Below are 20,167 nucleotides of genomic sequence, written 5' to 3' on the forward strand. Positions count from 1 at the left end.
TCTTTCCCTTGCTTGCGAGAGACAAGGTCCGGCCTTCTTGCTAGGTTTGGTGGGATGAGCCTTTCCCTCCATCCCGACACCCAGCAAGCCAGGACGCTGCCGAGCGCCGCGGCGGAGGGCGTCGTGTCCGGTGTGGCGGGGCCAGGGATCAGGACCCGGCTATTCACCAAATATGTCGCCCTGTTCGTGGCCGTCGTCGCGGTCGCGCTGCTGGCAAATGGCCTATTCGAGGTGCTTTTTTACTATCGTGAGCACAAGGCGTCGCTGATCAGGGTCCAGCACGAGCAGGCCGAGGCGGCCGCGGCCAAGATCGGCCAGTTCGTCAAGGAGATCGAGAGCCAGCTCGGCTGGACCACGCAGCTACCCTGGTCAGCGGGCTCGATCGAGCAGCGCCGATTCGACGCGCTGCGGCTGCTGCGCCAGGTACCTGCCATCACAGAGCTCGCCGAGGTGGACGCGGCTGGCAAGGAGCGCCTGCGCGTCTCGCGCCTGGCCATGGATGCGATCGAGAGCGGCGTCGACTTGTCGGGCGATCCGAAGTTCACGGAGGCGGTCGCACGCAAAGTCTATTACGGGCCGGTCTACTTCCGCCGGGAGTCGGAGCCCTACATGACCCTGGCGCTGGCCGGCGCGCGCAAGGATGCCGGCGTCAGCATCGCGGAGGTGAACCTGAAGCTGATCTGGGACGTGGTCTCCCAGATCAAGGTCGGCGAGCATGGGCACGCCTACGTGGTGGGATCGCAGGGCCGCCTGATCGCGCACCCCGACATCAGTCTCGTGCTGCGCAACACCGATATGTCCGGACTGGAGCAGGTGCGCGGGGCTCAGGCCGGTGGTGGCACGATGCCGGACGCGTTGCAGGAGGCGACCAATATCCAGGGGCAGAAGGTTCTGACGGCCTCCGCGCCGATCGCGCCGCTTGGCTGGACCATGTTCGTGGAATTGCCAGTCGAGGAGGCCTACGCCTCGCTCTATGCCTCGCTGCAACGGCTCGCGATCGTGCTCCTCGCAGCGTCGATCTTCGCGGTGCTCGCCGGGGTATTCCTCGCGCGGCGCATGGTCGGTCCGATCCAGGCGCTGCGCACGGGCGCCGAGCGGATCGGCGGTGGCGATTTCTCGCAGCGCATCTCGATTCATACCGGCGACGAGCTCGAAGGGCTCGCCAATCAGTTCAACGATATGGGCGCGCGCTTGCAGGAATCCTACGCCGACCTTGAAAACAAGGTCGAGCGACGTACCGCGGAACTGAGTGAATCCCTTCAACAGCAGACCGCAACGGCAGAGGTGTTGAAAGTCATCAGTCGTTCGGCCTTCGACCTGCAAACCGTCCTGGACACTCTCGTCGAATCAGCGGCCCGATTGTGCGACGCGGACGAAGGGACGATTTTCCGTCCGATGGATGAGGGCTATCGGCTGGCGGCAAGCCATGGACTCGGAGACGTACAGAAAAATCACCTCGCCACATTCACGAGCGTGCCTGAGAGAGGAAGCGTGGTCGGACGCACCCTGCTGGAGGCCAGGACGATCCACGTCCCCGACGTGCAAGCGGATCCCGATTATGCCCCCTCTGCGGCTCGAAGGACCTCCAACGTGCGGACCATGCTCGGCGTGCCGCTGCTGCGCGATGGCGTGCCGATCGGCGTGTTCGTCTTGACACGTCACATGGTGCGCCCGTTCAGCACCAAGCAGATCGAACTTGCGACGACATTCGCCGACCAGGCTCTGATCGCGATCGAGAACGTCCGGCTATTTGACGAAGTTCAGGAGCGCACCCAGGAATTGTCGCAATCCCTCGACGAATTGCGCACTACGCAGGATCGCCTGGTCCAGACCGAAAAGCTCGCTTCGCTCGGACAGCTCACGGCCGGCATTGCCCACGAGATCAAGAATCCGCTCAACTTCGTCAACAATTTCTCATCGGTCTCGACTGAGCTGATCGACGAGCTCAATGAGGTCCTTGAATCGCTGGGCCTCGACGGCAAGACGAAGGAAGAGGTCGACGAGCTGACTCATATGCTTAGGGGCAACCTCGAAAAAGTTGTGCAGCACGGCAAGCGCGCCGACTCTATCGTCAAGAATATGCTCTTGCATTCACGCGAAGGCTCCGGCGAGCATCGGCCGGCGGACATCAATGCCATCGTTGAGGAGAGCCTCAATCTGGCCTATCACGGCGCGCGCGCCGAAAGGCCCGGCTTCAACGTCACGCTGAAGCGCGATTTCGATCCGGCCGCCGGCATGCTCGATATCTATCTGCAGGAGATCACGCGGGTCTTGCTCAACCTGATTTCGAACGGCTTCTACGCCACATCCAAGCGCAAGGAGGCGGAGAGTGACGGCTTCGAGCCGACGCTGAGCGCGTCGACGAAGAATCTCGGCAATAGGGTCGAGATCAGAATACGCGACAACGGGACCGGCATCCCGCCGGAGGTGAAGGAGAAGATGTTCAATCCCTTCTTCACCACCAAGCCGGCGGGCGAAGGAACGGGGCTCGGTCTTTCCATGAGCCACGACATCGTCGTGAAACAGCACGGCGGAACGATCGACGTGAAAACCGAGCCGGGTGTATTCACCGAGTTTATCATCACGCTGCCACGTATGCTGGCGGCGCGAGGCACTACTGGAGGCAGGACTTGAACGTTTATATTCTTGTCGTCGACGACGAGCCCGACGTCGAGGCGCTATTTCGGCAGCAGTTCCGGCGTGATCTGCGATCGGGACGCTTCCAGATGGAGTTTGCGCTTTCGGCGCCGGTCGCGCTCGAGCGCGCCGCCAATGTTCGCGACCCATCGCTGATTCTGATCCTGTCGGACGTCAACATGCCCGGCATGAGCGGGCTCGACATGCTGCCGAAGGTGCGCGCCGAGCGGCCGGACGTTCCCGTCATCATGATCACGGCCTACGGCGACGCCGAAACGCGCCGGAAGGCGATCGAGCGCGGCGCCGTCGGCCTCTTGACCAAGCCGATCGACTTTGCGCAATTGCGCCAGGAGATCGATACGAGGCTCGGGCAGGCGGCATGACCCCGACCATCCTCTTCGTCGACGACGAGCCGGACCTCGAGGCGTTGATCCTGCAAAAATTCCGCCGGCAGCTTCGCGATGGTTTGGTCACCTTCATGTTCGCGCGAGATGGGCTCGAGGCACTGGAGTCGATCGAGCGCCATCCGCATGTCGACATGGTGGTCGCCGACATCAATATGCCGCGGATGGATGGGCTGTCGCTGTTGCAGAAGCTCCAGGAGGCCGAGGACAAGAAGTCGACCATCATCGTCTCGGCCTATGGCGACATGAGCAACATCCGTACCGCCATGAACCGCGGCGCGTTCGACTTTCTGACTAAGCCGATCGACTTCGCCGATCTGGAGACCACGATCCAGAAGACCATCCGCCATGTCGAGGTGCTGCGCGAAGCGCGGCGCCGCCAGATGGAGGCCGAACGCGCGCACGCTTCGCTGTCGCGCTACTTCTCGCCGGAGATCGCTAGGCGCCTGGCCGCGGACGTCGGCGGCGACGGCATGGAGGTGCAGTGGCGCGATGTTGCCACCATCTTCACCGACATCACCGGCTTCACGTCGCTGGTGGAGAGCGTTGCGCCCGAGACGCTCGGCGAGCTCCTCAATGAATATGTCGGCGGCATGACCGAGATCGTGTTCGCACACGAGGGGACGGTAGCAAAAATCATCGGCGATGCGATCCAGGTGCTGTTCAATGCGCCCGGCGACCAGCCGGACCATGCGACGCGTGCTGTGGCCTGTGCCCACGATCTCGACGCCTGGGCGGAGGATTTCTGCGCGCGCTGGAAGGCCAGGGGCGTGAACTTCGGGACCACCCGCATCGGCGCCCATGCCGGGCCGGCGCTGGTCGGCAATTTCGGCGGCAACCGCTTCTTCGACTACACCGCCTATGGCGATACCATCAACATCGCTGCGCGACTGGAGGCCGCCAACAAGCATCTGGGCACCCGTATCTGCGTCAGTGCCAGCGTCGCGGAAGCGGCCGAGAATTTCCAGGGACGCCCCGTGGGCGAGCTGATGTTGCGCGGACGCAGCGAACCTTTGCGCGCATTCGAGCCGCTGCCGCCGGCGGAATTCGAAGCGCGGGCGACAGCGCTGTATTCCGAAGCCTTCGCCAAGATGGCGGCCGGCGACACGGCCGCCATGCCCGCCTTTGCCGCGCTGGTCGGGATGCACGCCGGCGATGCGCTGGCCGGCTTTCACCTCAAGCGCCTGCTCAACGGCGCCAAGGGCATCCGCATGCAACTGGACTAGGAGTTCATTCATGATCCGTGAATTCTCTCTGGGCAATTATCGCTTCATTCCGTCCGTGTTCCAGTATTCGGCCGGCGCGGCTGCGAATGACGGCTATGAGATCGAGCGCGTCCGGTTCGACCGTCTCGTGCCGCTCGCCGAGGGTTTTGCGCTTGCGGCGAAGTTCATCCAGGACGCGGGGAGGCCTTTGACTGCCTTCTGTGCCTGCGAGCTGCGCTCGCCGGCGGCCTTCAGCGAGGAAGGTTTTCGCGCGTTCAACCTGCATTATGTGAAGGCGCTGTCCGAATGGGGCATCTTCGACGGCACGACCAATCCGGTGGCTCGCAGCAATGTCTGTCCCGAGATCGATCCGCCGTCGGAGCCGTCATTCTATGCATTCTCGTTCACGCGCCCGACGGGAGCGAAGGCGCCAAGCTTCGTGATTTCGGGCGGGGCGGAGGCGCGCGAAGGCAGTGGCACCTATGTCGAGCGCACGGTGCGTTACCGCGATCTCAGCCCGGAAGGCATGCGCGAGAAGGTGCGGTTCACGACGACCTCGCAGATGGAAAGCCGCATGACGGCGTTCGGCTTCGGCTGGAAAGACACGACCGGGGTGCAGGCCTATTCCGTCCACGATTTCCATCACGCGCTTGCCGACGAGCTGGTTCGCCGCGGCGCGCTTCGCTCCGGTCTCACCTGGCATTTCGCGCGGCCGCCGGTGGTCGATCTCGAATACGAGATGGACTGCCGGCGCGTCATGCGCGAGACGGTGATCTAGCGCTGGCGGGGGTCCAGCGCGTCGCGCAGGCCATCGCCGAGCAGGTTCAGGGATAGAACGACCAGGAAGATCGCGAGCCCTGGCCAGATCGCCATCCAGGGCGCCTGGGTCAGGAAGCGCTGCGCTGCGTTGAGCATGCTGCCCCACGAAGGCGCGGGCGGCTGCTGGCCGAGGCCGAGGAAGGACAGCGCCGCTTCGGCGATGATGGCAGCTGCGATCGACAGGGTGGTCTGCACCAGCAGTGCGGGCAGGATATTCGGCAGGATATGCGAGAACGCGATCCGCCACGGCGGATTGCCGAGCGCTCGCGCCGCCTCGACGTAGTCTTCGGCCTTGACGCTCAGCACCTGCCCGCGGGTCAGGCGAATGAAGATCGGGGTTGCCGAGATGCCGATCGCGATCATGGCATTGGTCAGGCTCGGACCGAGGAAGGCCGCCAGCGCGATCGCCAAGATCAGGAACGGGCAGGCTAGCATCGCATCCGTGATCCGGCTAATCAGCGCATCGACAAAGCCACCGCGATAGCCGGCGAGCAAGCCGAGCGGCACGCCGATGCCGAGCGCGATCGCGACCGAGATGAGACCTGCGAGCAGAGAGGCCCGCGCGCCGTAGACCACCCGGCTCAGAATGTCGCGGCCGAGCTCGTCGGTGCCCAACCAATGCGTCGCGGTGGGCGGCTTGCGCACCAGGCTCCAACTCGTCGCAATGGGATCGTAGGGCACGATCAGCGGGGCGAGCAGTGCAAGGGCGATGAACATCGTGATCACGACGAGGCCGAATACGGCCGCCTTGCGTTTGAACAGCCGTCGTCGGGCGCGGCGCGCCGGGCTGTCCAGCTCGTAAGCTTGCGCGACGGGAACGGCGGGCAGGGCGGCGTCGGTCATGAGGCTAGCCCCGCAGCCGCGGATTGACGAGAATGTAGGCGACGTCGGCAACCAGGTTCAGCGTGATGTAGATCGTCGCCGTCACCAGCACGACGCCCTGCACGACGGCGTAGTCGCGGTTGAACACGGCGTCCACGATCAGCTTACCGAAACCGGGAATCGAGAAGATCTGCTCGGTCAGCACGGCGCCCGAGAGCAGCGTGCCGAGCTCGAGCGCGCCAAGTGTGATGACCGGCGTCAGCGCGTTGCGCAGGGCATGCTTGAGAATCACCGAGCGCTCCGACAAGCCCTTGGCGCGAGCGGTGCGGACATAGTCGCTTTCCAGCACCTGAAGCATCGCGCTACGCGTATGCCGCATCAGGACCGCGGAAATCGCATTGCCGAGCACGAAGGCCGGCATGATGGTGGCGGCAAGACTCGCGCGCCAGTTCTCGGTGAGGGGTACGTAGCCTGAGGCGGGCAACCAGCCGAGCTCGATCGAGAACAGGAAGATCATGAGAATCCCGAGCCAGAAATTCGGCGTCGAGATGCCCCACAACGCGAACAAATTGGCGCCGTAGTCCCAGGCGGTGCCCTTCTTCACGGCGGAGACGATGCCTGCGGGAATGCCGATGAGGAACGCGATCAACATTGCCATCGAGCCGAGCTGGAGCGTCACCGGCAGTTTCTGTGCGATCAGCTCGCGCACCGGCATCTTGTTGCGCAGCGATTCTCCGAAATTGCCGGTGAGGACACCCTTGAGCCAATAGGCGTACTGCACGGGGATCGGCTGATCGAGCTGGTATTGCTGGCGGATCTGCTCGATCACGGCCGGATCGCGTTCCTCGCCGGCCATCACCAGCGCTGGATCGCCCGGCAGCAATTGCTGGAGCGAGAAGATCAGCACCGACACAAAGAACAGCGTCGGCACGATCTGCACGATGCGGCGGGCGAGGAAGTTCAGCATGGTTCGGCTCGCGTCAGAGGCGTAGCCCCGATCACTTGAACTTCAGCCCGACAACGCGCACCAGCCCGTCAGGCATCTGCCGGTAGCCCTGGAGCTTGGTCGTGTGTGCAATCAGGAGCTTGCGGTGATAGATATAGATGATCGGCAAATCATTGAGCACGATCTTGGTTAGCTTTTCGTAGATCGCCTTGCGCTCGTTGGCGTCTGAGGTCAGCCTGCCATCTTCCATCAGCTTGTCGGCTTCCGGGTTCGCATACCCGCCGTCGTTCTGCGGAGCCTTGCTGCGCATGAAGATATAAGAGTTGCCGTCGGGATCGATGCGGCCGCTCCAGTTGATCTGGAAGACCTGGAATTCGCCGGCTTGGGCCTGCTTGAAAGTCGTCGCGAATTCGACGGCGCGGATCTTGATGTCGAAGCCGGCTTCCGCGGCCATGGACTGGATGACCTGGGCCACGGCTTCGTTCTCCGCGCCCTTGGGAATCATGTAGTCGACGGTCACCGGCGGGGTGATGCCCGCTTCCTTCAAAAGCGCCTTCGCCTTCGCAATGTCGCGGCCATGGACCGGAAATGCCTTCTGGTAATAGGGGTGCGTGGGGCTGACCCATTGATTGCCGGGGGTGAATTCGCCATTGAACACGACCTGGTTGATGGCTTCGCGATCGATGGACAGGTCGAGCGCCTGACGCACTTTCGCCGACTGGCTCAGCGGCCCCTTCGCCTTGTCGTTGCCGATATTGACGGTCAGGCCGTAATAGCCGAGCTCGGGCGCCGTCGACAGCACGAGGCGCGAATCCGCACGCACATCCTTGATGTCGGTGGCGAGCACCCGCTCGATCAAATCGAGGCCGCCGGACTTGAGGTTGGCGAGGCGCACCGTTGCATCGACGATCGGCAGGAATACGACGCGATCGATGTGGATGTTGTCCTTGTTCCAGTAGTCGGCGAATTTCTCGAAGACGATGCGGTCCTGCTGGATGCGCTCGACGAATTTGTACGGACCCGCGCAGACCGGATGCAGGCCGAACTTGTCGCCGGCCTCCTTCGCCGCCTTTGGCGAGACCATCATGCCGGAGCGGTCGGTCAGCTGGGCGATCAGGGGCGAGTAGGGGGTTTTGAGCACCAGCTTGATGGTGAGGGGATCGACGACCTCGACGTGATCGACGCTGGCAAGCTCCGACTTTCGGAACGAGGTCGGCAGTGTCATGTGACGCTCGATCGAGAATTTTGCGGCTTCAGCATCCAGCGGTTCGCCGTCGTGGAACTTGACGTTGGGCCGCAGCTTGATCGTCATCTCTTTGCCGTCGGCGGAAGTCTCGTGGGACAGCGCGAGTTGCGGCACGATGTTGAGCTTCTCGTCGATGTCGAACAGCTTGTCGCAGAAGGCGGAGAATACGATGCGCCCGACATAGGTGCGGCCGATGCTGGGGTCGAGGATATCAGGGTCTTCGGCGATGCCGATGCGAAGCGTGGTCTGGGCGTGGGCTGCGCCCACCAGCGATGTCAGCAGTGCCGACGCCAGGATTGCCAAACGCATAGGACTCATCGCTCTCAACCTCTGTTTTACGGCTATGCCGGGTCCGTTCCCAATGAACTAACCCCGCTGCCGCGGACTGCTTCCGGGCCGCCGCTGAAGGCGGCAACCAATTTTTCAAGAACGGGCGAGAAGCCGCCGTCCGCTGGGACGATCGCAGCGGACGACGGTAGTTCCGTCATTCGGTGGCAGGCCGTTGCATGTCCGATGCCATCCGGCAGGAGTTTCGGCATGTCGCTGCGGCAGCGTTCGACCACGTAGGGGCAGCGGGTATGGAAGCGGCATCCGGGCGGCGGGTCGAACGCACTGGGGATCTCCCCCTGCAGCACAATCCGGCTGCTTTTTGCCCGCGGTTTGGGCACAGGGATCGCGGACAGCAGCGCCCGGCTATAGGGATGGCGAGGCGCAGCGAACAGCGCATCCGCCTCCGCCGTCTCGACGATCTGGCCAAGGTTCATCACCGCGACGTGGTCGGCGATGTGCTTGACCACGGCCAGATCATGCGAGACGAAAATGTAGGCAAGGCCAAGCCGGTCCTGGAGCTCGCGCAGGAGATTGAGTATCTGCGAGCGGATCGAGACATCCAGGGCCGAGACCGGCTCGTCGCAGATGATCAGCTTCGGCTCGACCGCGAGCGCGCGGGCAATGGCGATGCGCTGGCGCTGACCTCCGGAAAACTCGTGCGGGTAACGCCGTGCCAGCCGTGGCTCGAGCCCCACCAGCCGCAGCAGCTCCTCGACGCGTTCGCGCCGCTGCGTCGGCTGCACCAGATCGTGCAGTGCCAGCGGCTCGGTCAGGATCTGGCCGACGGTCATGCGCGGGTTGAGCGAGGCGTAGGGATCCTGGAAGATGATCTGCGCCTCGCGGCGGAAGGCGCGCAAGGCGCCCGCGTCGAGCGAGAGCAGATCACGGCCGTCGAAGCGAACGCTGCCCGCATCCGGCTCGATCAGCCGCAGCACGAGGCGGCTGACGGTGGATTTGCCGCAACCGGATTCGCCGACCAGTGCCAGCGTCTTGCCGGCGTCCAGCGCGAAGGAAACGCCGTCGACTGCTTTGACGTGCGCCAATGCCCGGCCGAACAGCGAGCGCTCGGCGACGAAATGCTTGACCAGTCCTTCGACCTCGAGCAGCGCCATCACGACACCAAAAGTTCGAGCGGCGCCCGGATGCAGCGCGAGAGGTGGCCGGGGCTGATTTCCACCAGGGGAGGCGGCGCTCTGGTGCAGGCGTCCAGCACGAACGGGCAGCGCGCGGCGAAGCGGCAACCGGCAGGCGGCTGCGCCATGTTTGGAACCATGCCTTCAATCGTCGCCAGCTGATCGGCGCGATGATCGAGCCGCGGTATCGAGCCGAGCAAGCCGACCGTATACGGGTGCTGCGGCTTGGAGAACAGTTCGTCGACCGGCGCACGCTCGACGATCTCGCCGGCATACATCACCGCAACCTCGTCGCAGACTTCGGCGACCACGCCGAGATCGTGGGTGATCAGGATGATGGCGGCGCCGCTCGCCGCCTTCAACTCGCGCATCAGCTCCAGGATCTGCGCCTGCAGGGTGACGTCGAGCGCCGTGGTCGGTTCGTCGGCGATCAGGAGCCGCGGATCGCAGGCAAGCGCCATCGCGATCATCACGCGCTGGCGCATGCCGCCGGACAGCTTGTGCGGATACTCGTCGATCCGCCGCTCGGGCGAGGGGATGTGAACGCGGCGCAGCAGCTCGATTGCTCGCTCGCGCGCGCTGCGCCGCGCGCCGCCGCGATGGCGCAGGATCGTCTCGATGATCTGCTCGCCGATGGTCAGGCTCGGGTTGAGCGAGGTCATCGGCTCCTGAAAGATCATCGCGAGCCTGTTGCCGCGCAGATCGCGCAGGGTCTGGTCCGAGGTTCGCAACAGGTCAAAGCCGTCGAAGCGGATCGCGCCTGATATCTCCGCACTTTGCTTCGGCAGCAGGCCCATGATCGCCAGCGACGTCACGCTCTTGCCGCAGCCGGACTCACCGACGAGACCGAGTGTGGCGCCATGGGCGACACTAAGATCGACGCTGTCGACCGCATGGGTCACGCGGCCGTCATCGCCATGGAAACGGATGCGGAGATCCTTGATATCGATGAGAGGAGCCGCGCTCATGATTGCCTTGCGTGCGCCGCGGCGATGCTGGCCTCGATGACGCTGCGGTCGGTGTTGCCGGCTGGGTTCCGCCGCGTCGGCAGCGCGTCGCGGAAGTGCACCCAGAGCTCGTGGCTGACTTGCTCGAGCCGTTCAAGCTCGCCGACCGGATCAGGGTGGTCGTCGGCGCGCAGATCGAGTGCCGGCCATTCCTCCTCGCCGTGGATCAGGAGCGCTGCCGATTGCTTGCCGCGCTTGTCGCCACCCGCGGCCTCGCCGGCCCGCATGGCCGCAAGCAGGCGGCGCGGAAAGGGCAGGCTGTCATTGGCGAGAAAGGTTCTTGCCGTTTCGTCGAGCACGTCGCCGCCCGCGAGCATATTGCCGGCAATGGAAAAGCCGCTGCCGGCGATGTGGCCGCACCAGCCGACGCAGTCGCGGCCCGTGTGGGCCGCGATCGCGCCGCTGGCATCCATGATGTGGACCTGGCGGCTGTCGCGGCCATCGTCAGTCGCGAGCAGCGCGGCGAGCACGTCGTGCGCGTTCAGGCCCTCGCGCAACAGCTTGACGCCGTCGATGCCGTAATAGGGATTGACGAAGGCTTGCGTTGCGATGGCGCCAAGGCCGGCGGCGATGAAGGGAACGCGTGCGCCGACCGCAAAGAAGCGCGTCGCAACGCCAATGCCAAACTGGCCGGTGGCAGGATCGCGCGCGATGATCGACCAGGTCATATGTTGTCCATCAGCGCCCTGCCGCATAGCCCTGCATGCCGCGGGGATTGGCGGCGGCGCGGCGGCGTGGGCCGACGCGCGAGGCCGCGGTGAGGCGACCTTCCGACCAGTCGGGGCCGACCTCTACGATATGCCCGCGCTCGCGCAAATTCTCGATCGTAGCCTTCGGCACGCGGTTCTCGACCACGAGCACGCCGGGGCGCGAGGTCCGCGGCCAGAACGAGATCGGGAAATGTTCGGAATGCCAGGCCGGCGCGTCGATAGCCTCCTGGAGATTGAGGTTGCAATGGACGTGCCGCAGAAAGAACTGCGTGATCCACTGGTCCTGCTGGTCGCCGCCGGGCGAACCCCAGGCCAGATATGGCTCGCCGTCACGCAGCGCCATCGTCGGCGACAGCGTGGTCCGGGGCCGCTTGCCCGGCGCGAGCGAGGCAGGGTGGTTCTCCTCCAGCCAGAACATCTGGGCGCGGCTACCGAGACAGAAGCCGAGTTCCGGAATCACGGGCGAAGATTGCAGCCAGCCCCCGGACGGCGTCGAGGACACCAGATTGCCGGCCTTGTCAATGATGTCGAAATGCACGGTGTCGCCGCGCACCTCGCCGAAGCGCCCCACGGTCGGCTCGCCGGCGCCGAGCGCGCCGACCGCCTCGCGGCTGCCCTCGGCGCGGCGCAGCTTCACGACGCCGCCAAACCCTTCGACCGAGCCGGGTGTGAAATCGAGCGAAGCCTTGTCGGTGACCAGCTTGCGGCGCTCGTCGTTATAGGCATCCGACAACAATGTCGCGATCGGGATCTCGTTGAACTTGGGATCGCCGTAGAACTTTTCGCGGTCCGCGAATGCGAGCTTGGCACATTCGATCTGGAGATGGATGAACTCCGGCCCGGTCGGATCGAGCCCGTCGAGCGCAAAGCCCTTCAGTAGCGCGAGCTGTTGCAGCGTCACCGGTCCCTGGCTCCAGACGCCAGCCTTGCAGACGGTGTAGCGACCATAGTCGTAAGTGAGAGGAGCCTCGACCGTCGGTTCCCAGCGCGCCATATCGTCAGCCGAGAGCACGCCGCGATGGGGTGAGCCGCTGACGTCCATCATCTCTTGCGTACGGCAGAACTTGTCGATCGCCTCTGCGACAAAGCCCTGCGACCAAGCCTTTCGTGCGCGCTCGATCTCGGCATCGCGGCCGCCGCCGCTCTCGGCCTCGCTAAGAATGCGGGTGTAGGTCGCCGCGAGTGTCTTGTTGGTGAAGAGCGTGCCGGGTTTGGGCACTTCGCCGTTCGGCAGGTAGACCGCGGCCGAGGTCGGCCAGTGCTGACGGAACAATTGCTCGACGGTCTGGATCGTGGCGCAGGCGCGCTCGACCAGCGGATAGCCGTCGCCCGCGTAGGAGATGGCGGGCTCCAGCACGTCGCGCAGCCGCAGCGTCCCGTAGTCGCGCAGCAGCATCATCCAGGATTCAAACGTGCCGGGGACGCAGGCCGCAAGCAGGCCGGTGCCGGGCACCATGTCGAGGCCTTCGCTCTTGTAATGCGCGATGGTCGCGCGTGCCGGTGCCGGGCCCTGGCCGCAGATCACCTCGGTGCGGCCGCGCCTGACGTCGTGCACGATGATCGGCACGTCGCCGCCGGGACCGTTCAGATGCGGCTCGACCACCTGGAGCGTGAAGGCGGTGGCCACACCGGCGTCGAAGGCATTGCCGCCCTTTTCCAGAATGGCCATGCCGACGGCGGTCGCAATCCAGTGCGTGCTGGTAACGACCCCGAAAGTGCCCTCGATCTCGGGCCTCGTCGTAAAGGGATCAGGATTGACGATGCTAGCCATTGGGCTTCAGTACCTCATTTGCGGCGCGCGCAATTGATCACAGGCAATGTCGTGCCGCCAATGCGCAGGCCGCATGGCACGCGCGCGTCACGCCGGTACCGGCGCAGCGTTGACCGCATGGCAGGCGACGCCGTCGATCAGTTCCGGGGCTTCCTTACGGCAGAGATCGAATGCCAGCGGGCAACGCGGATTGAAGGCGCAGCCGGGGGGCGGATTGATCGGGTTCGGGATCTCGCCCTTGACCGGAATACGCTGGCGACCGCTCATCGCAAGATCGGGCACGGCCCCTAGCAGCATTTTGGTGTACGGCATGCGCGGACGGGCGAACAATTCCTTGCCATCGGCGATCTCGACGATGCGGCCGAGATACATCACGCCGACGCGGCTCGCCATGTGACGGACGACTGCGAGGTTGTGGCTGATGAACATGTAGGTCAGGCCGAACTTGTCCTGGAGGTCGCGCATCAGGTTCAGGATCTGCGCCTGAACGGAGACGTCGAGCGCCGAGGTCGGCTCGTCGCAGACGATGAACTCCGCCTCGGAGGCAAGCGCGCGCGCGATCGCGATACGCTGACGTTGGCCACCCGAAAACTCGTGCGGATATTTCAGCCGGTCGTCCGGATGCAGGCCGACGAGGCTGAGCAGCTCGCCGACGCGCACCTGGATGTCACGCTCGCCTTGAACGAGGTCGAAGGCGCGGATCGGCTCGGAGATGATGGCGTCGACCCGGAAGCGCGGGTTCAGGCTCGCATATGGATCCTGAAAGATCATCTGGATGCGGCGGCGCAGCTTTCGGCGTGCCGGCGCCTGCCGCGGGTCGGTCATTGAGATCCCGTCGATCAAGACGCTGCCGGAGCTCGGCGGCAGCAGGCCGACGACCATCCGCGCCGCCGTGGTCTTACCCGAGCCGGACTCGCCCACCAGCGCAAAGGTCTCGCCCTTCCTGATGTCGAAGGTGACGCCGTCGACCGCCTTGAGGTATTCGAGGTGGCCGCCTTCGAGCACGCGGTTGAGCCAGGGTTTCGAGACGTCGAACACGCGGCGCAGATTTTTGGCTTCGACGAACGGAGCGCTCATGCCGCGCTCTCCGCCGGCACGCTATCGTAAAGATGGCAGGCGACGGCCTGCGCGCCGCGCGGCAGCGGCTCCGGTCGCTCGACACGGCAGCGATCGAACGCAAATGCGCAACGCGGATTGAACGAGCAGCCGCGCGGGATCGCCGACAGCCGCGGCATCGAGCCGGGAATCTGCACCAGGCGCTTGTCGTCGCCCGCGAGCGTCGGGATCGCGCCCATCAGACCTTTGGCATAAGGATGCAGCGGATTCTTCACGACATCCTGCACCGGACCGATCTCGGCGACGCGGCCGGCATACATCACGGCGACACGGTCCGAGGTCTCGGCGATCACGCCCATGTCGTGGGTCACCAGCATCACGGCGGTACCGTGGTCGCGCCCGAGCCGCTTGATCAGCGAGATGATCTGCGCCTGTACGGAGACGTCGAGGGCGGTGGTCGGCTCGTCCGCGATGATCAGTTCCGGCTCGGCACAGATCGCCAGCGCAATCACCACGCGCTGGCGCATGCCGCCGGAGAATTCGTGCGGATAGCCGTCGATGCGTTTTTCCGGTGCGGGTATGCCGACCTCGGCCAGCAGGTCGATGGCGCGGCGGCGTGCGGCCGTCTCAGACAGGTTCAAATGGGTCCTGATCGTCTCGATGATCTGCTCGCCGACCCGGTAGAGCGGATTGAGCGAGGTGAGGGGATCCTGGAAGATCATGCCGATGCGTTTTCCGCGGACGCGGCGCATCTCCTCCGGCGGCAGATCGTCGATGCGCAGGCCCGACAGGCGGATCTCGCCGCCCGCGATGCGGCCGGGCGGATCGATCAGTCCGATCACGGACAGGCCGGTCACGGATTTGCCGGCGCCGGATTCGCCGACCACGCCCAGCACCTCGCCCTTGGCGATGTCGAAGGAGACGCCATCGATCGCGCGCAACGTGCCACGGCGGGAGGCGAACTCCACCTGAAGATTGCGGACGGAGAGAACGGGTTCGGTCATGAGCGAGGCTTGGTCATCGGAGCTTCGGATTTAGCGCGTCGCGCAGCCAGTCACCGAGCAGGTTGATGGACAGGATCAGCGCAGCGAGCGCAAGCCCCGGGAAGGCGACAATCCACCATTCGCCCGCAAACAGATAATTGTTGCCGATGCGGATCAGCGTGCCGAGCGACGGCATGGTGTCGGGCAGGCCGACGCCGAGGAAGGACAGCGTCGCCTCGGTGATGATCGCGAGCGCGAGATTGATGGTGGCGATGACCAGGACCGGGCCCATCGTGTTCGGCAACACGTGCCGCAACATGATTTTCGGTGCGGGCAGTCCAATCAGCTGCGCGGCGGCGACATAGTCCTTGTTCTTCTCGACCATGACGGACCCGCGCACCGTCCGGGCATACCCCACCCAGAAACTCAGGCCGATCGAGATCACCAGCACCACCAGCATGCTGGCGGCATCCAGCCGATTGCCGAGAATCGATTTCGCGATGCCATTGACCAGCAGCGCGATCAGGATGGCGGGGAAGGTGAGCTGCACGTCGGCGATTCGCATGATCACGCCGTCGACGGCGCCGCCGAAATAACCCGCGATCAGACCGAGCGCGATGCCGAGCGCACCGGCGAAGATCACGCCGGCCACGCCGACGGCGAGCGAGATACGCATGCCGTAAAGGATGGCGGAGAAGACGTCGCGGCCCTGCTCATCGGTGCCGAGCAGGAACGGACTCTGGCCGTCGGCGGTCCACAGCGGAGAGATTCGCGAGTTCATCAACTGGAGTTGCGCCGGATCGAAGGGGTTCTGCACCGCAAGCACGGATGCAAAGATCGCAAGCAGGAAAAACGCCACGGCAATGGCCGCCGCCACCATGGTCAGCTTGGAGCGCCGGAACGAATAGAAGACGTCGCTATCGAGCGCGCGGCTCAGCCAGCTGCGAGCAGCATGCGTCGGCGGCGCGCCGTGCTTGTCGGAATTGGAGGCGACTGCGTCGGACATACAGGTGGCCTATACGGCGCGGCCCAAGGTCGAGCGCAAGCGCGGATCGACCACGGTGTAAAGGATGTCGACCACCAGATTAATGGTGACGAAGATCAGCGATACCATCAACAGGTAGGCGGCCATGATCGGGATATCGACGTTTTGCACGGCCTGGACGAACAGAAGTCCCATGCCCGGCCACTGGAACACGGTTTCGGTAATGATCGAAAATGCAATAACCGAGCCAAACTGCAGTCCGGCCACCGTGATCACGGGAATGAGCGTGTTCTTCAGCGCGTGGCCGAAATGGATGGCACGGGTGGTCAATCCCCGGGCGCGGGCAAAGCGGATATAGTCGGTACGCAGCACTTCCAGCATCTCCGCGCGCACCAGCCGCATGATCAGGGTCATCTGGAACAGGCCGAGCGTGATCGAGGGCATGATCAACGCCTTCAGTCCCGACAGCGTGAGCAGGCCCGTGGTCCACCATCCGAGCTTGATCACCTCCCCGCGACCGAACGAGGGCAACCAGCCCAATGTTACGGCGAAGAGATAGATCAGGAGGATACCGATCAGGAACGTCGGCAGCGAAATGCCGATCAGCGAAACCGCCTGGAATAATTTGGCCAGCAGGGTGTCGCGCTTGAGCGCCGAATAGACACCCATCAGAATGCCGAGCACCATTGCGAGCACGGTCGCGCAGATCGCGAGTTCCAGCGTCGCGGGCATGCGCTCCATCAAGAGCGTCGAGACCGGCTGCCGAAACTGATAGGAGACGCCGAACTTGAACTGCGCGGCGTCGGCGAAATAGCGCACGAACTGCACCGGCACGGGATCGTCGAGGCCGAGCGCTTTGCGCACGGCTTCACGCTCGGCTGCCGACGTGTCGATCGAGACGATCTGGTTGACGGGGTCGCCGGCGAAGCGGAACATCGAAAACGCGATGATGCCGACCGCGAACATGACGCCGATGGCCTGAACGGCGCGGCGAAGAGTGAAAGCGAGCATTCCCTCCACTTTCCTTGAGTGTGCGACTGGCCGACGTCCTTGTCAGCCGAAAAAGGAAAGGCCCCGGAAGCCTGACGCCGCCGGGACCTCGTGTTCAACTGACGCTATTCCTGCTTGGTCGCCCAGTGGAACATGACCAGATTGTCGGCGCGCTGCGGCAGGTTGACCTTTTTCGATACGCCCCAGGCCAGCGCCTGCTGGTGGAGCGGGATGTAGGCCCAGTCCTTGATGCTGATTTCGTACGCCTGCTTGATCAGCTGGTTGCGCTTGGCAGTGTCGGTTTCGACCAGCACCTTGTCTGTGATGGCGTCGAACTCCTTGTTGCAGTAGCCGCCCAGATTGGCTTCGCCGCGCGAAGATTTCGGGTCGTTGCGGCAGCCCATGATGTCATACATTACGTTGTGGGAATCCATCGTGCTCGGCGTCCAGCCCAGCATGTAGAACGAGGTCTGATAGCCACCTTGCTTTAGCACCTTGGCGAAGTACTGCGCCTTGGGCTGCGCCAGCAGATTGATCTTGACGCCGATGCGGGCGAGCATGCCGACCACGGCCTGGCAGATCGCGGCGTCATTGACGTAACGATCGTTCGGACAATCCATGGTGACCTCGAAGCCGTCGGGATAGCCGGCTTCCGTCAGAAGTTTCTTGGCCCCGTCAGGATCCAATTTGGGGCGCGTGAAGTCCTTGGAGAGTGCGAACAGTTCGGGGGCGATCATCAGCGCCGACGGCGTCGACAGTCCGCGCATCACGCGCGTCTTGATCAGCTCGATATCGATCGCCTTGTAGAAGGCTTCGCGGACGCGGACGTCCTTGAACGGGTTCTTGCCCTTGATATTGGAATAGAGCAACTCGTCGCGAGTCTGGTCGAAACCGATGAAGATGGTGCGTAGCTCCGGCGCCTTCAGCACTTGGGCGTTCGAACTCGAATCGACGCGGGAGATATCCTGGATCGGCACCGGCTCGATGACGTCGACTTCGCCCGAGAGCAGCGCGGCGACGCGGGTAGCATCGGACGCGATCGGGGTGAAGATGATCTCCTTCAGGTTACCTTCCATCTTGCCCCAGTAATTGGGATTGGCCTTGAACACGGTCTTCACGCCGGGCTGATGGCTCTCGATAATGAAAGGACCGGTACCATTCTCGTGCAGCGAGGCGTAGCTCGGCGAGGTCGCGGACACCGGCGTCGGCTCGACGGCCTTGTTCTCCTCCGCCCACTTCTTGTCCATGATGTACCAGACGTCCCATGCCGAATGCAGGATGGGATTGGGCGAGGGCAGGACGAAATCGACGGTGTAGTCGTCGACCTTGACCACTTTGACGTTCGGCGCGAGGCGAGTCTGCATGTTGGAGTTCTTGTTGCGGACGCGGTCGGCGGAGAATACGACGTCATCAGCGGTGAAGGGGTCGCCGTTGTGGAACTTCACGCCCTTGCGCAAATGGAAGCGCCAGCGGGTCGGCTCCGGAGTTTCCCAGCTTTCTGCCAGCGCCGGAATGATCTTGAGATCCTTGTCGCGCGCGGTGAGGCCTTGATAGACGTGGCCAAGATGGGCATGGGTGGTGCTCTCGTTGAGCGAATAGGGATCAAGCGACTTCAGGTCGCCCTGGTTGGCGTAGCGCAGCGTCTGGCTCGAGGCTGGTGAAATTACCAACGCAAGCACCGAGGCGAGCGTCATCGCAAACAGACCCTGACGTACCGACATTCTTGACCCTCTCCACTCTAACCGTGCCGCGATTTTTGTTTGTTCGGCCGGCTGATGAACCATGTTGCCCAGAGTTTTTGCACCGTGCAAGCGCCATTCCAGCAAGGAACGCGCCAACTTGCACCGCTCTGCAGCAATACTGACCGATACTGCCCAGCACGAGGGTCGCGACATTCGACTTTTGATTGACCATACCGGCCGATTGCGGGGCCGGACGTGCCAGGCCGGCATCAGGTCGCTTGCGTCGCACCGCAACTCGCGGCGATACTCCGGCACGCCGCTCGAATCTCATCTGGAGGGGACATGAAAGTTAACATCGAAATCGACTGCACCCCCCTTGAAGCCCGGCAATTCTTTGGATTGCCGGACGTTTCGCCGATGCAGACGGCGGTGATGGACAAGCTGCAGCAGCAGGTCTTGAGCAACATCGACAAGGTCTCACCGGAATCGCTGATTCAGAGCTGGTTCACCTTCGATCCGAAGATTGCCGAGCGGTTTCAGGACATGTTCGTTACGATGGCCGGCCTCGGGGGCACGCGCAGCGGCGACAAGAAAAAATAATGTCGGGTGCAAAGGACGGGCCACAGGCATCGGATCGGCTTCGTCCGCCGGGCCTTGGTCTCCTGCTTGCTGAAGCCCGCGGCCTGTTCGAGTTCAACGCCAGCCTCCTGCTGTCGCCTGTCCTGATGCGGGCGCCGAGGGGCGACGGACATCCAGTGCTGGCGCTGCCTGGTTTTCTTGCCAGCGACCTCTCGATGGCGCCGATGCGGCGCTATCTGAGCGAACTCGGCTACGATGCGCACGCCTGGCGGATGGGACGCAATCTGGGGGGCCTGGGGCGGATGCGGGAGGCGCTATGCACCCGCCTTTCCGAGATCCATGCTGCAAGCGGACGGAAGGTCAGCCTGGTCGGATGGAGTCTCGGCGGCGTCTACGCCCGCGATCTGGCACTTCAGGCGCCCGGGATGGTTCGCTACGTCGTCACGCTCGGCAGCCCCTTTGCCAACGACGTGCGGGCGACCAATGCGACGCGGCTCTACGAGGCGCTGTCCGGCGAACGGGTCGAGGATTTTGCGGAGCTGCGCGAAGCGATCGCCGGCGACCTGCCAGTGCCGACGAGCTCGATTTACTCGCGCGCCGATGGCGTCGTGAACTGGCGGACCTGCCTGCTGCGTCCGTCCGAGCGTGCCGAGAACATCGAGGTGCACCTGGCGAGCCATATCGGGCTCGGGGTGAACCCCGCGGCGTTGTGGGTCGTCGCCGATCGTCTGGCGCAACCGGAAGGGGAGTTCTGGCCATTTGACCGGGCCGGGCCGTTTGCCATTGCATATGCCCCGCCGGAACGGGCAGTATCGGCCTGACGAGAAGCGCCGCCCAAGGCGCCCGTCAAGACTCTCGGGAG

General features: G+C 64.0%; 18 protein-coding genes. 6 read left to right on the top strand and 12 right to left on the bottom strand.

Going from position 1 to position 20,167, the window contains the following annotated elements:
- Nucleotides 1-54 precede the first annotated feature (54 nt).
- From IVA82_RS00315 to IVA82_RS00330, 4 genes are read left to right on the top strand one after another with little or no spacing between them, the layout of a single operon-like run.
- Complete coding sequence (locus IVA82_RS00315; RefSeq protein WP_247389423.1) at nt 55-2,634, top strand: PAS domain-containing sensor histidine kinase; 2,580 nt, start codon at nt 55-57, stop codon at nt 2,632-2,634.
- Complete coding sequence (locus IVA82_RS00320; RefSeq protein ID WP_148737366.1) at nt 2,631-3,020, top strand: response regulator; 390 nt, start codon at nt 2,631-2,633, stop codon at nt 3,018-3,020. The genes IVA82_RS00315 and IVA82_RS00320 overlap by 4 nt, the downstream gene beginning before the upstream one ends.
- Nucleotides 3,017-4,267, top strand: a complete 1,251-nt coding sequence (locus IVA82_RS00325; RefSeq protein WP_247389422.1) for an adenylate/guanylate cyclase domain-containing protein — start codon at nt 3,017-3,019, stop codon at nt 4,265-4,267. The genes IVA82_RS00320 and IVA82_RS00325 overlap by 4 nt, the downstream gene beginning before the upstream one ends.
- 10 nt (nt 4,268-4,277) lie before the next feature.
- The gene (locus tag IVA82_RS00330) at nt 4,278-5,024 is read left to right on the top strand and encodes a hypothetical protein (RefSeq protein WP_247389421.1); all 747 of its coding nucleotides are present in this window, start codon (nt 4,278-4,280) and stop codon (nt 5,022-5,024) included.
- On the opposite strand, the gene IVA82_RS00335 is transcribed toward IVA82_RS00330, so the two are convergent.
- From IVA82_RS00335 to IVA82_RS00390, 12 genes are all read right to left on the bottom strand, one after another.
- Entirely contained in the window at nt 5,021-5,908 is an 888-nt protein-coding gene (locus IVA82_RS00335) for an ABC transporter permease (protein ID WP_247389420.1), read from the bottom strand. The genes IVA82_RS00330 and IVA82_RS00335 overlap by 4 nt on opposite strands.
- Nucleotides 5,909-5,912: 4 nt before the next feature.
- Nucleotides 5,913-6,854, bottom strand: a complete 942-nt coding sequence (locus tag IVA82_RS00340; protein WP_247389419.1) for an ABC transporter permease — start codon at nt 6,852-6,854, stop codon at nt 5,913-5,915.
- A 31-nt stretch (nt 6,855-6,885) separates the two neighbouring features.
- Nucleotides 6,886-8,397 (bottom strand): ABC transporter substrate-binding protein, encoded by a 1,512-nt coding sequence (locus IVA82_RS00345; protein WP_247389418.1) that lies wholly within the window; start codon nt 8,395-8,397, stop codon nt 6,886-6,888.
- Nucleotides 8,398-8,420: 23 nt separating this feature from the next.
- Complete coding sequence (locus IVA82_RS00350) at nt 8,421-9,521, bottom strand: dipeptide ABC transporter ATP-binding protein (protein WP_247389417.1); 1,101 nt, start codon at nt 9,519-9,521, stop codon at nt 8,421-8,423.
- On the bottom strand, nt 9,521-10,510 hold the full coding sequence (locus tag IVA82_RS00355) for an ABC transporter ATP-binding protein (protein ID WP_247389416.1): 990 nt from the start codon (nt 10,508-10,510) through the stop codon (nt 9,521-9,523). Before IVA82_RS00355 ends, IVA82_RS00350 begins: the two co-directional genes overlap by 1 nt.
- On the bottom strand, nt 10,507-11,217 hold the full coding sequence (locus IVA82_RS00360) for a DUF1028 domain-containing protein (protein ID WP_247389415.1): 711 nt from the start codon (nt 11,215-11,217) through the stop codon (nt 10,507-10,509). Before IVA82_RS00360 ends, IVA82_RS00355 begins: the two co-directional genes overlap by 4 nt.
- A 10-nt stretch (nt 11,218-11,227) precedes the next feature.
- Nucleotides 11,228-13,030 carry a gamma-glutamyltransferase family protein gene (locus IVA82_RS00365; protein WP_247493120.1) on the bottom strand — a complete coding sequence of 601 codons (1,803 nt, stop codon included), beginning with the start codon at nt 13,028-13,030 and terminating at the stop codon, nt 11,228-11,230.
- An 87-nt stretch (nt 13,031-13,117) separates the two neighbouring features.
- Nucleotides 13,118-14,107, bottom strand: a complete 990-nt coding sequence (locus IVA82_RS00370) for an oligopeptide/dipeptide ABC transporter ATP-binding protein (protein ID WP_247389413.1) — start codon at nt 14,105-14,107, stop codon at nt 13,118-13,120.
- Nucleotides 14,104-15,090 (bottom strand): ABC transporter ATP-binding protein, encoded by a 987-nt coding sequence (locus tag IVA82_RS00375; protein ID WP_247389412.1) that lies wholly within the window; start codon nt 15,088-15,090, stop codon nt 14,104-14,106. The genes IVA82_RS00370 and IVA82_RS00375 overlap by 4 nt, the downstream gene beginning before the upstream one ends.
- A gap of 13 nt (nt 15,091-15,103) precedes the next feature.
- The gene (locus IVA82_RS00380) at nt 15,104-16,075 is read right to left on the bottom strand and encodes an ABC transporter permease (RefSeq protein ID WP_247389411.1); all 972 of its coding nucleotides are present in this window, start codon (nt 16,073-16,075) and stop codon (nt 15,104-15,106) included.
- 9 nt (nt 16,076-16,084) lie between these two features.
- A complete protein-coding gene (locus tag IVA82_RS00385) occupies nt 16,085-17,065 on the bottom strand; it encodes an ABC transporter permease (protein ID WP_247493121.1) in 981 nt (326 codons plus the stop codon).
- Nucleotides 17,066-17,169: 104 nt separating this feature from the next.
- Complete coding sequence (locus IVA82_RS00390) at nt 17,170-18,765, bottom strand: ABC transporter substrate-binding protein (RefSeq protein ID WP_247389409.1); 1,596 nt, start codon at nt 18,763-18,765, stop codon at nt 17,170-17,172.
- Nucleotides 18,766-19,068: 303 nt separating this feature from the next.
- Here IVA82_RS00390 and IVA82_RS00395 point away from each other — a divergent pair, with 303 nt between their 5' ends.
- Both IVA82_RS00395 and IVA82_RS00400 read left to right on the top strand, forming a co-directional pair.
- On the top strand, nt 19,069-19,326 hold the full coding sequence (locus IVA82_RS00395) for a DUF6489 family protein (protein ID WP_148737336.1): 258 nt from the start codon (nt 19,069-19,071) through the stop codon (nt 19,324-19,326).
- The gene (locus tag IVA82_RS00400) at nt 19,326-20,126 is read left to right on the top strand and encodes an alpha/beta hydrolase (RefSeq protein ID WP_247389408.1); all 801 of its coding nucleotides are present in this window, start codon (nt 19,326-19,328) and stop codon (nt 20,124-20,126) included. The genes IVA82_RS00395 and IVA82_RS00400 overlap by 1 nt, the downstream gene beginning before the upstream one ends.
- Nucleotides 20,127-20,167 lie beyond the last annotated feature (41 nt).

This window comes from Bradyrhizobium sp. 142, assembly GCF_023074015.1.
GTDB lineage: Bacteria > Pseudomonadota > Alphaproteobacteria > Rhizobiales > Xanthobacteraceae > Bradyrhizobium.

What these genes read in the sequence shown, in the direction of transcription:
- IVA82_RS00315 (WP_247389423.1), top strand. Translation starts at nt 55, where the DNA reads ATGAGCCTTTCCCTCCATCCCGACACCCAGCAAGCCAGGACGCTGCCG.
- IVA82_RS00325 (WP_247389422.1), top strand. Translation starts at nt 3,017, where the DNA reads ATGACCCCGACCATCCTCTTCGTCGACGACGAGCCGGACCTCGAGGCG.
- IVA82_RS00330 (WP_247389421.1), top strand. Translation starts at nt 4,278, where the DNA reads ATGATCCGTGAATTCTCTCTGGGCAATTATCGCTTCATTCCGTCCGTG.
- IVA82_RS00335 (WP_247389420.1), bottom strand. Translation starts at nt 5,908, where the DNA reads ATGACCGACGCCGCCCTGCCCGCCGTTCCCGTCGCGCAAGCTTACGAG.
- IVA82_RS00340 (WP_247389419.1), bottom strand. Translation starts at nt 6,854, where the DNA reads ATGCTGAACTTCCTCGCCCGCCGCATCGTGCAGATCGTGCCGACGCTG.
- IVA82_RS00345 (WP_247389418.1), bottom strand. Translation starts at nt 8,397, where the DNA reads ATGAGTCCTATGCGTTTGGCAATCCTGGCGTCGGCACTGCTGACATCG.
- IVA82_RS00350 (WP_247389417.1), bottom strand. Translation starts at nt 9,521, where the DNA reads ATGGCGCTGCTCGAGGTCGAAGGACTGGTCAAGCATTTCGTCGCCGAG.
- IVA82_RS00355 (WP_247389416.1), bottom strand. Translation starts at nt 10,510, where the DNA reads ATGAGCGCGGCTCCTCTCATCGATATCAAGGATCTCCGCATCCGTTTC.
- IVA82_RS00360 (WP_247389415.1), bottom strand. Translation starts at nt 11,217, where the DNA reads ATGACCTGGTCGATCATCGCGCGCGATCCTGCCACCGGCCAGTTTGGC.
- IVA82_RS00365 (WP_247493120.1), bottom strand. Translation starts at nt 13,030, where the DNA reads ATGGCTAGCATCGTCAATCCTGATCCCTTTACGACGAGGCCCGAGATC.
- IVA82_RS00370 (WP_247389413.1), bottom strand. Translation starts at nt 14,107, where the DNA reads ATGAGCGCTCCGTTCGTCGAAGCCAAAAATCTGCGCCGCGTGTTCGAC.
- IVA82_RS00375 (WP_247389412.1), bottom strand. Translation starts at nt 15,090, where the DNA reads ATGACCGAACCCGTTCTCTCCGTCCGCAATCTTCAGGTGGAGTTCGCC.
- IVA82_RS00380 (WP_247389411.1), bottom strand. Translation starts at nt 16,075, where the DNA reads ATGTCCGACGCAGTCGCCTCCAATTCCGACAAGCACGGCGCGCCGCCG.
- IVA82_RS00385 (WP_247493121.1), bottom strand. Translation starts at nt 17,065, where the DNA reads ATGCTCGCTTTCACTCTTCGCCGCGCCGTTCAGGCCATCGGCGTCATG.
- IVA82_RS00390 (WP_247389409.1), bottom strand. Translation starts at nt 18,765, where the DNA reads ATGTCGGTACGTCAGGGTCTGTTTGCGATGACGCTCGCCTCGGTGCTT.
- IVA82_RS00395 (WP_148737336.1), top strand. Translation starts at nt 19,069, where the DNA reads ATGAAAGTTAACATCGAAATCGACTGCACCCCCCTTGAAGCCCGGCAA.
- IVA82_RS00400 (WP_247389408.1), top strand. Translation starts at nt 19,326, where the DNA reads ATGTCGGGTGCAAAGGACGGGCCACAGGCATCGGATCGGCTTCGTCCG.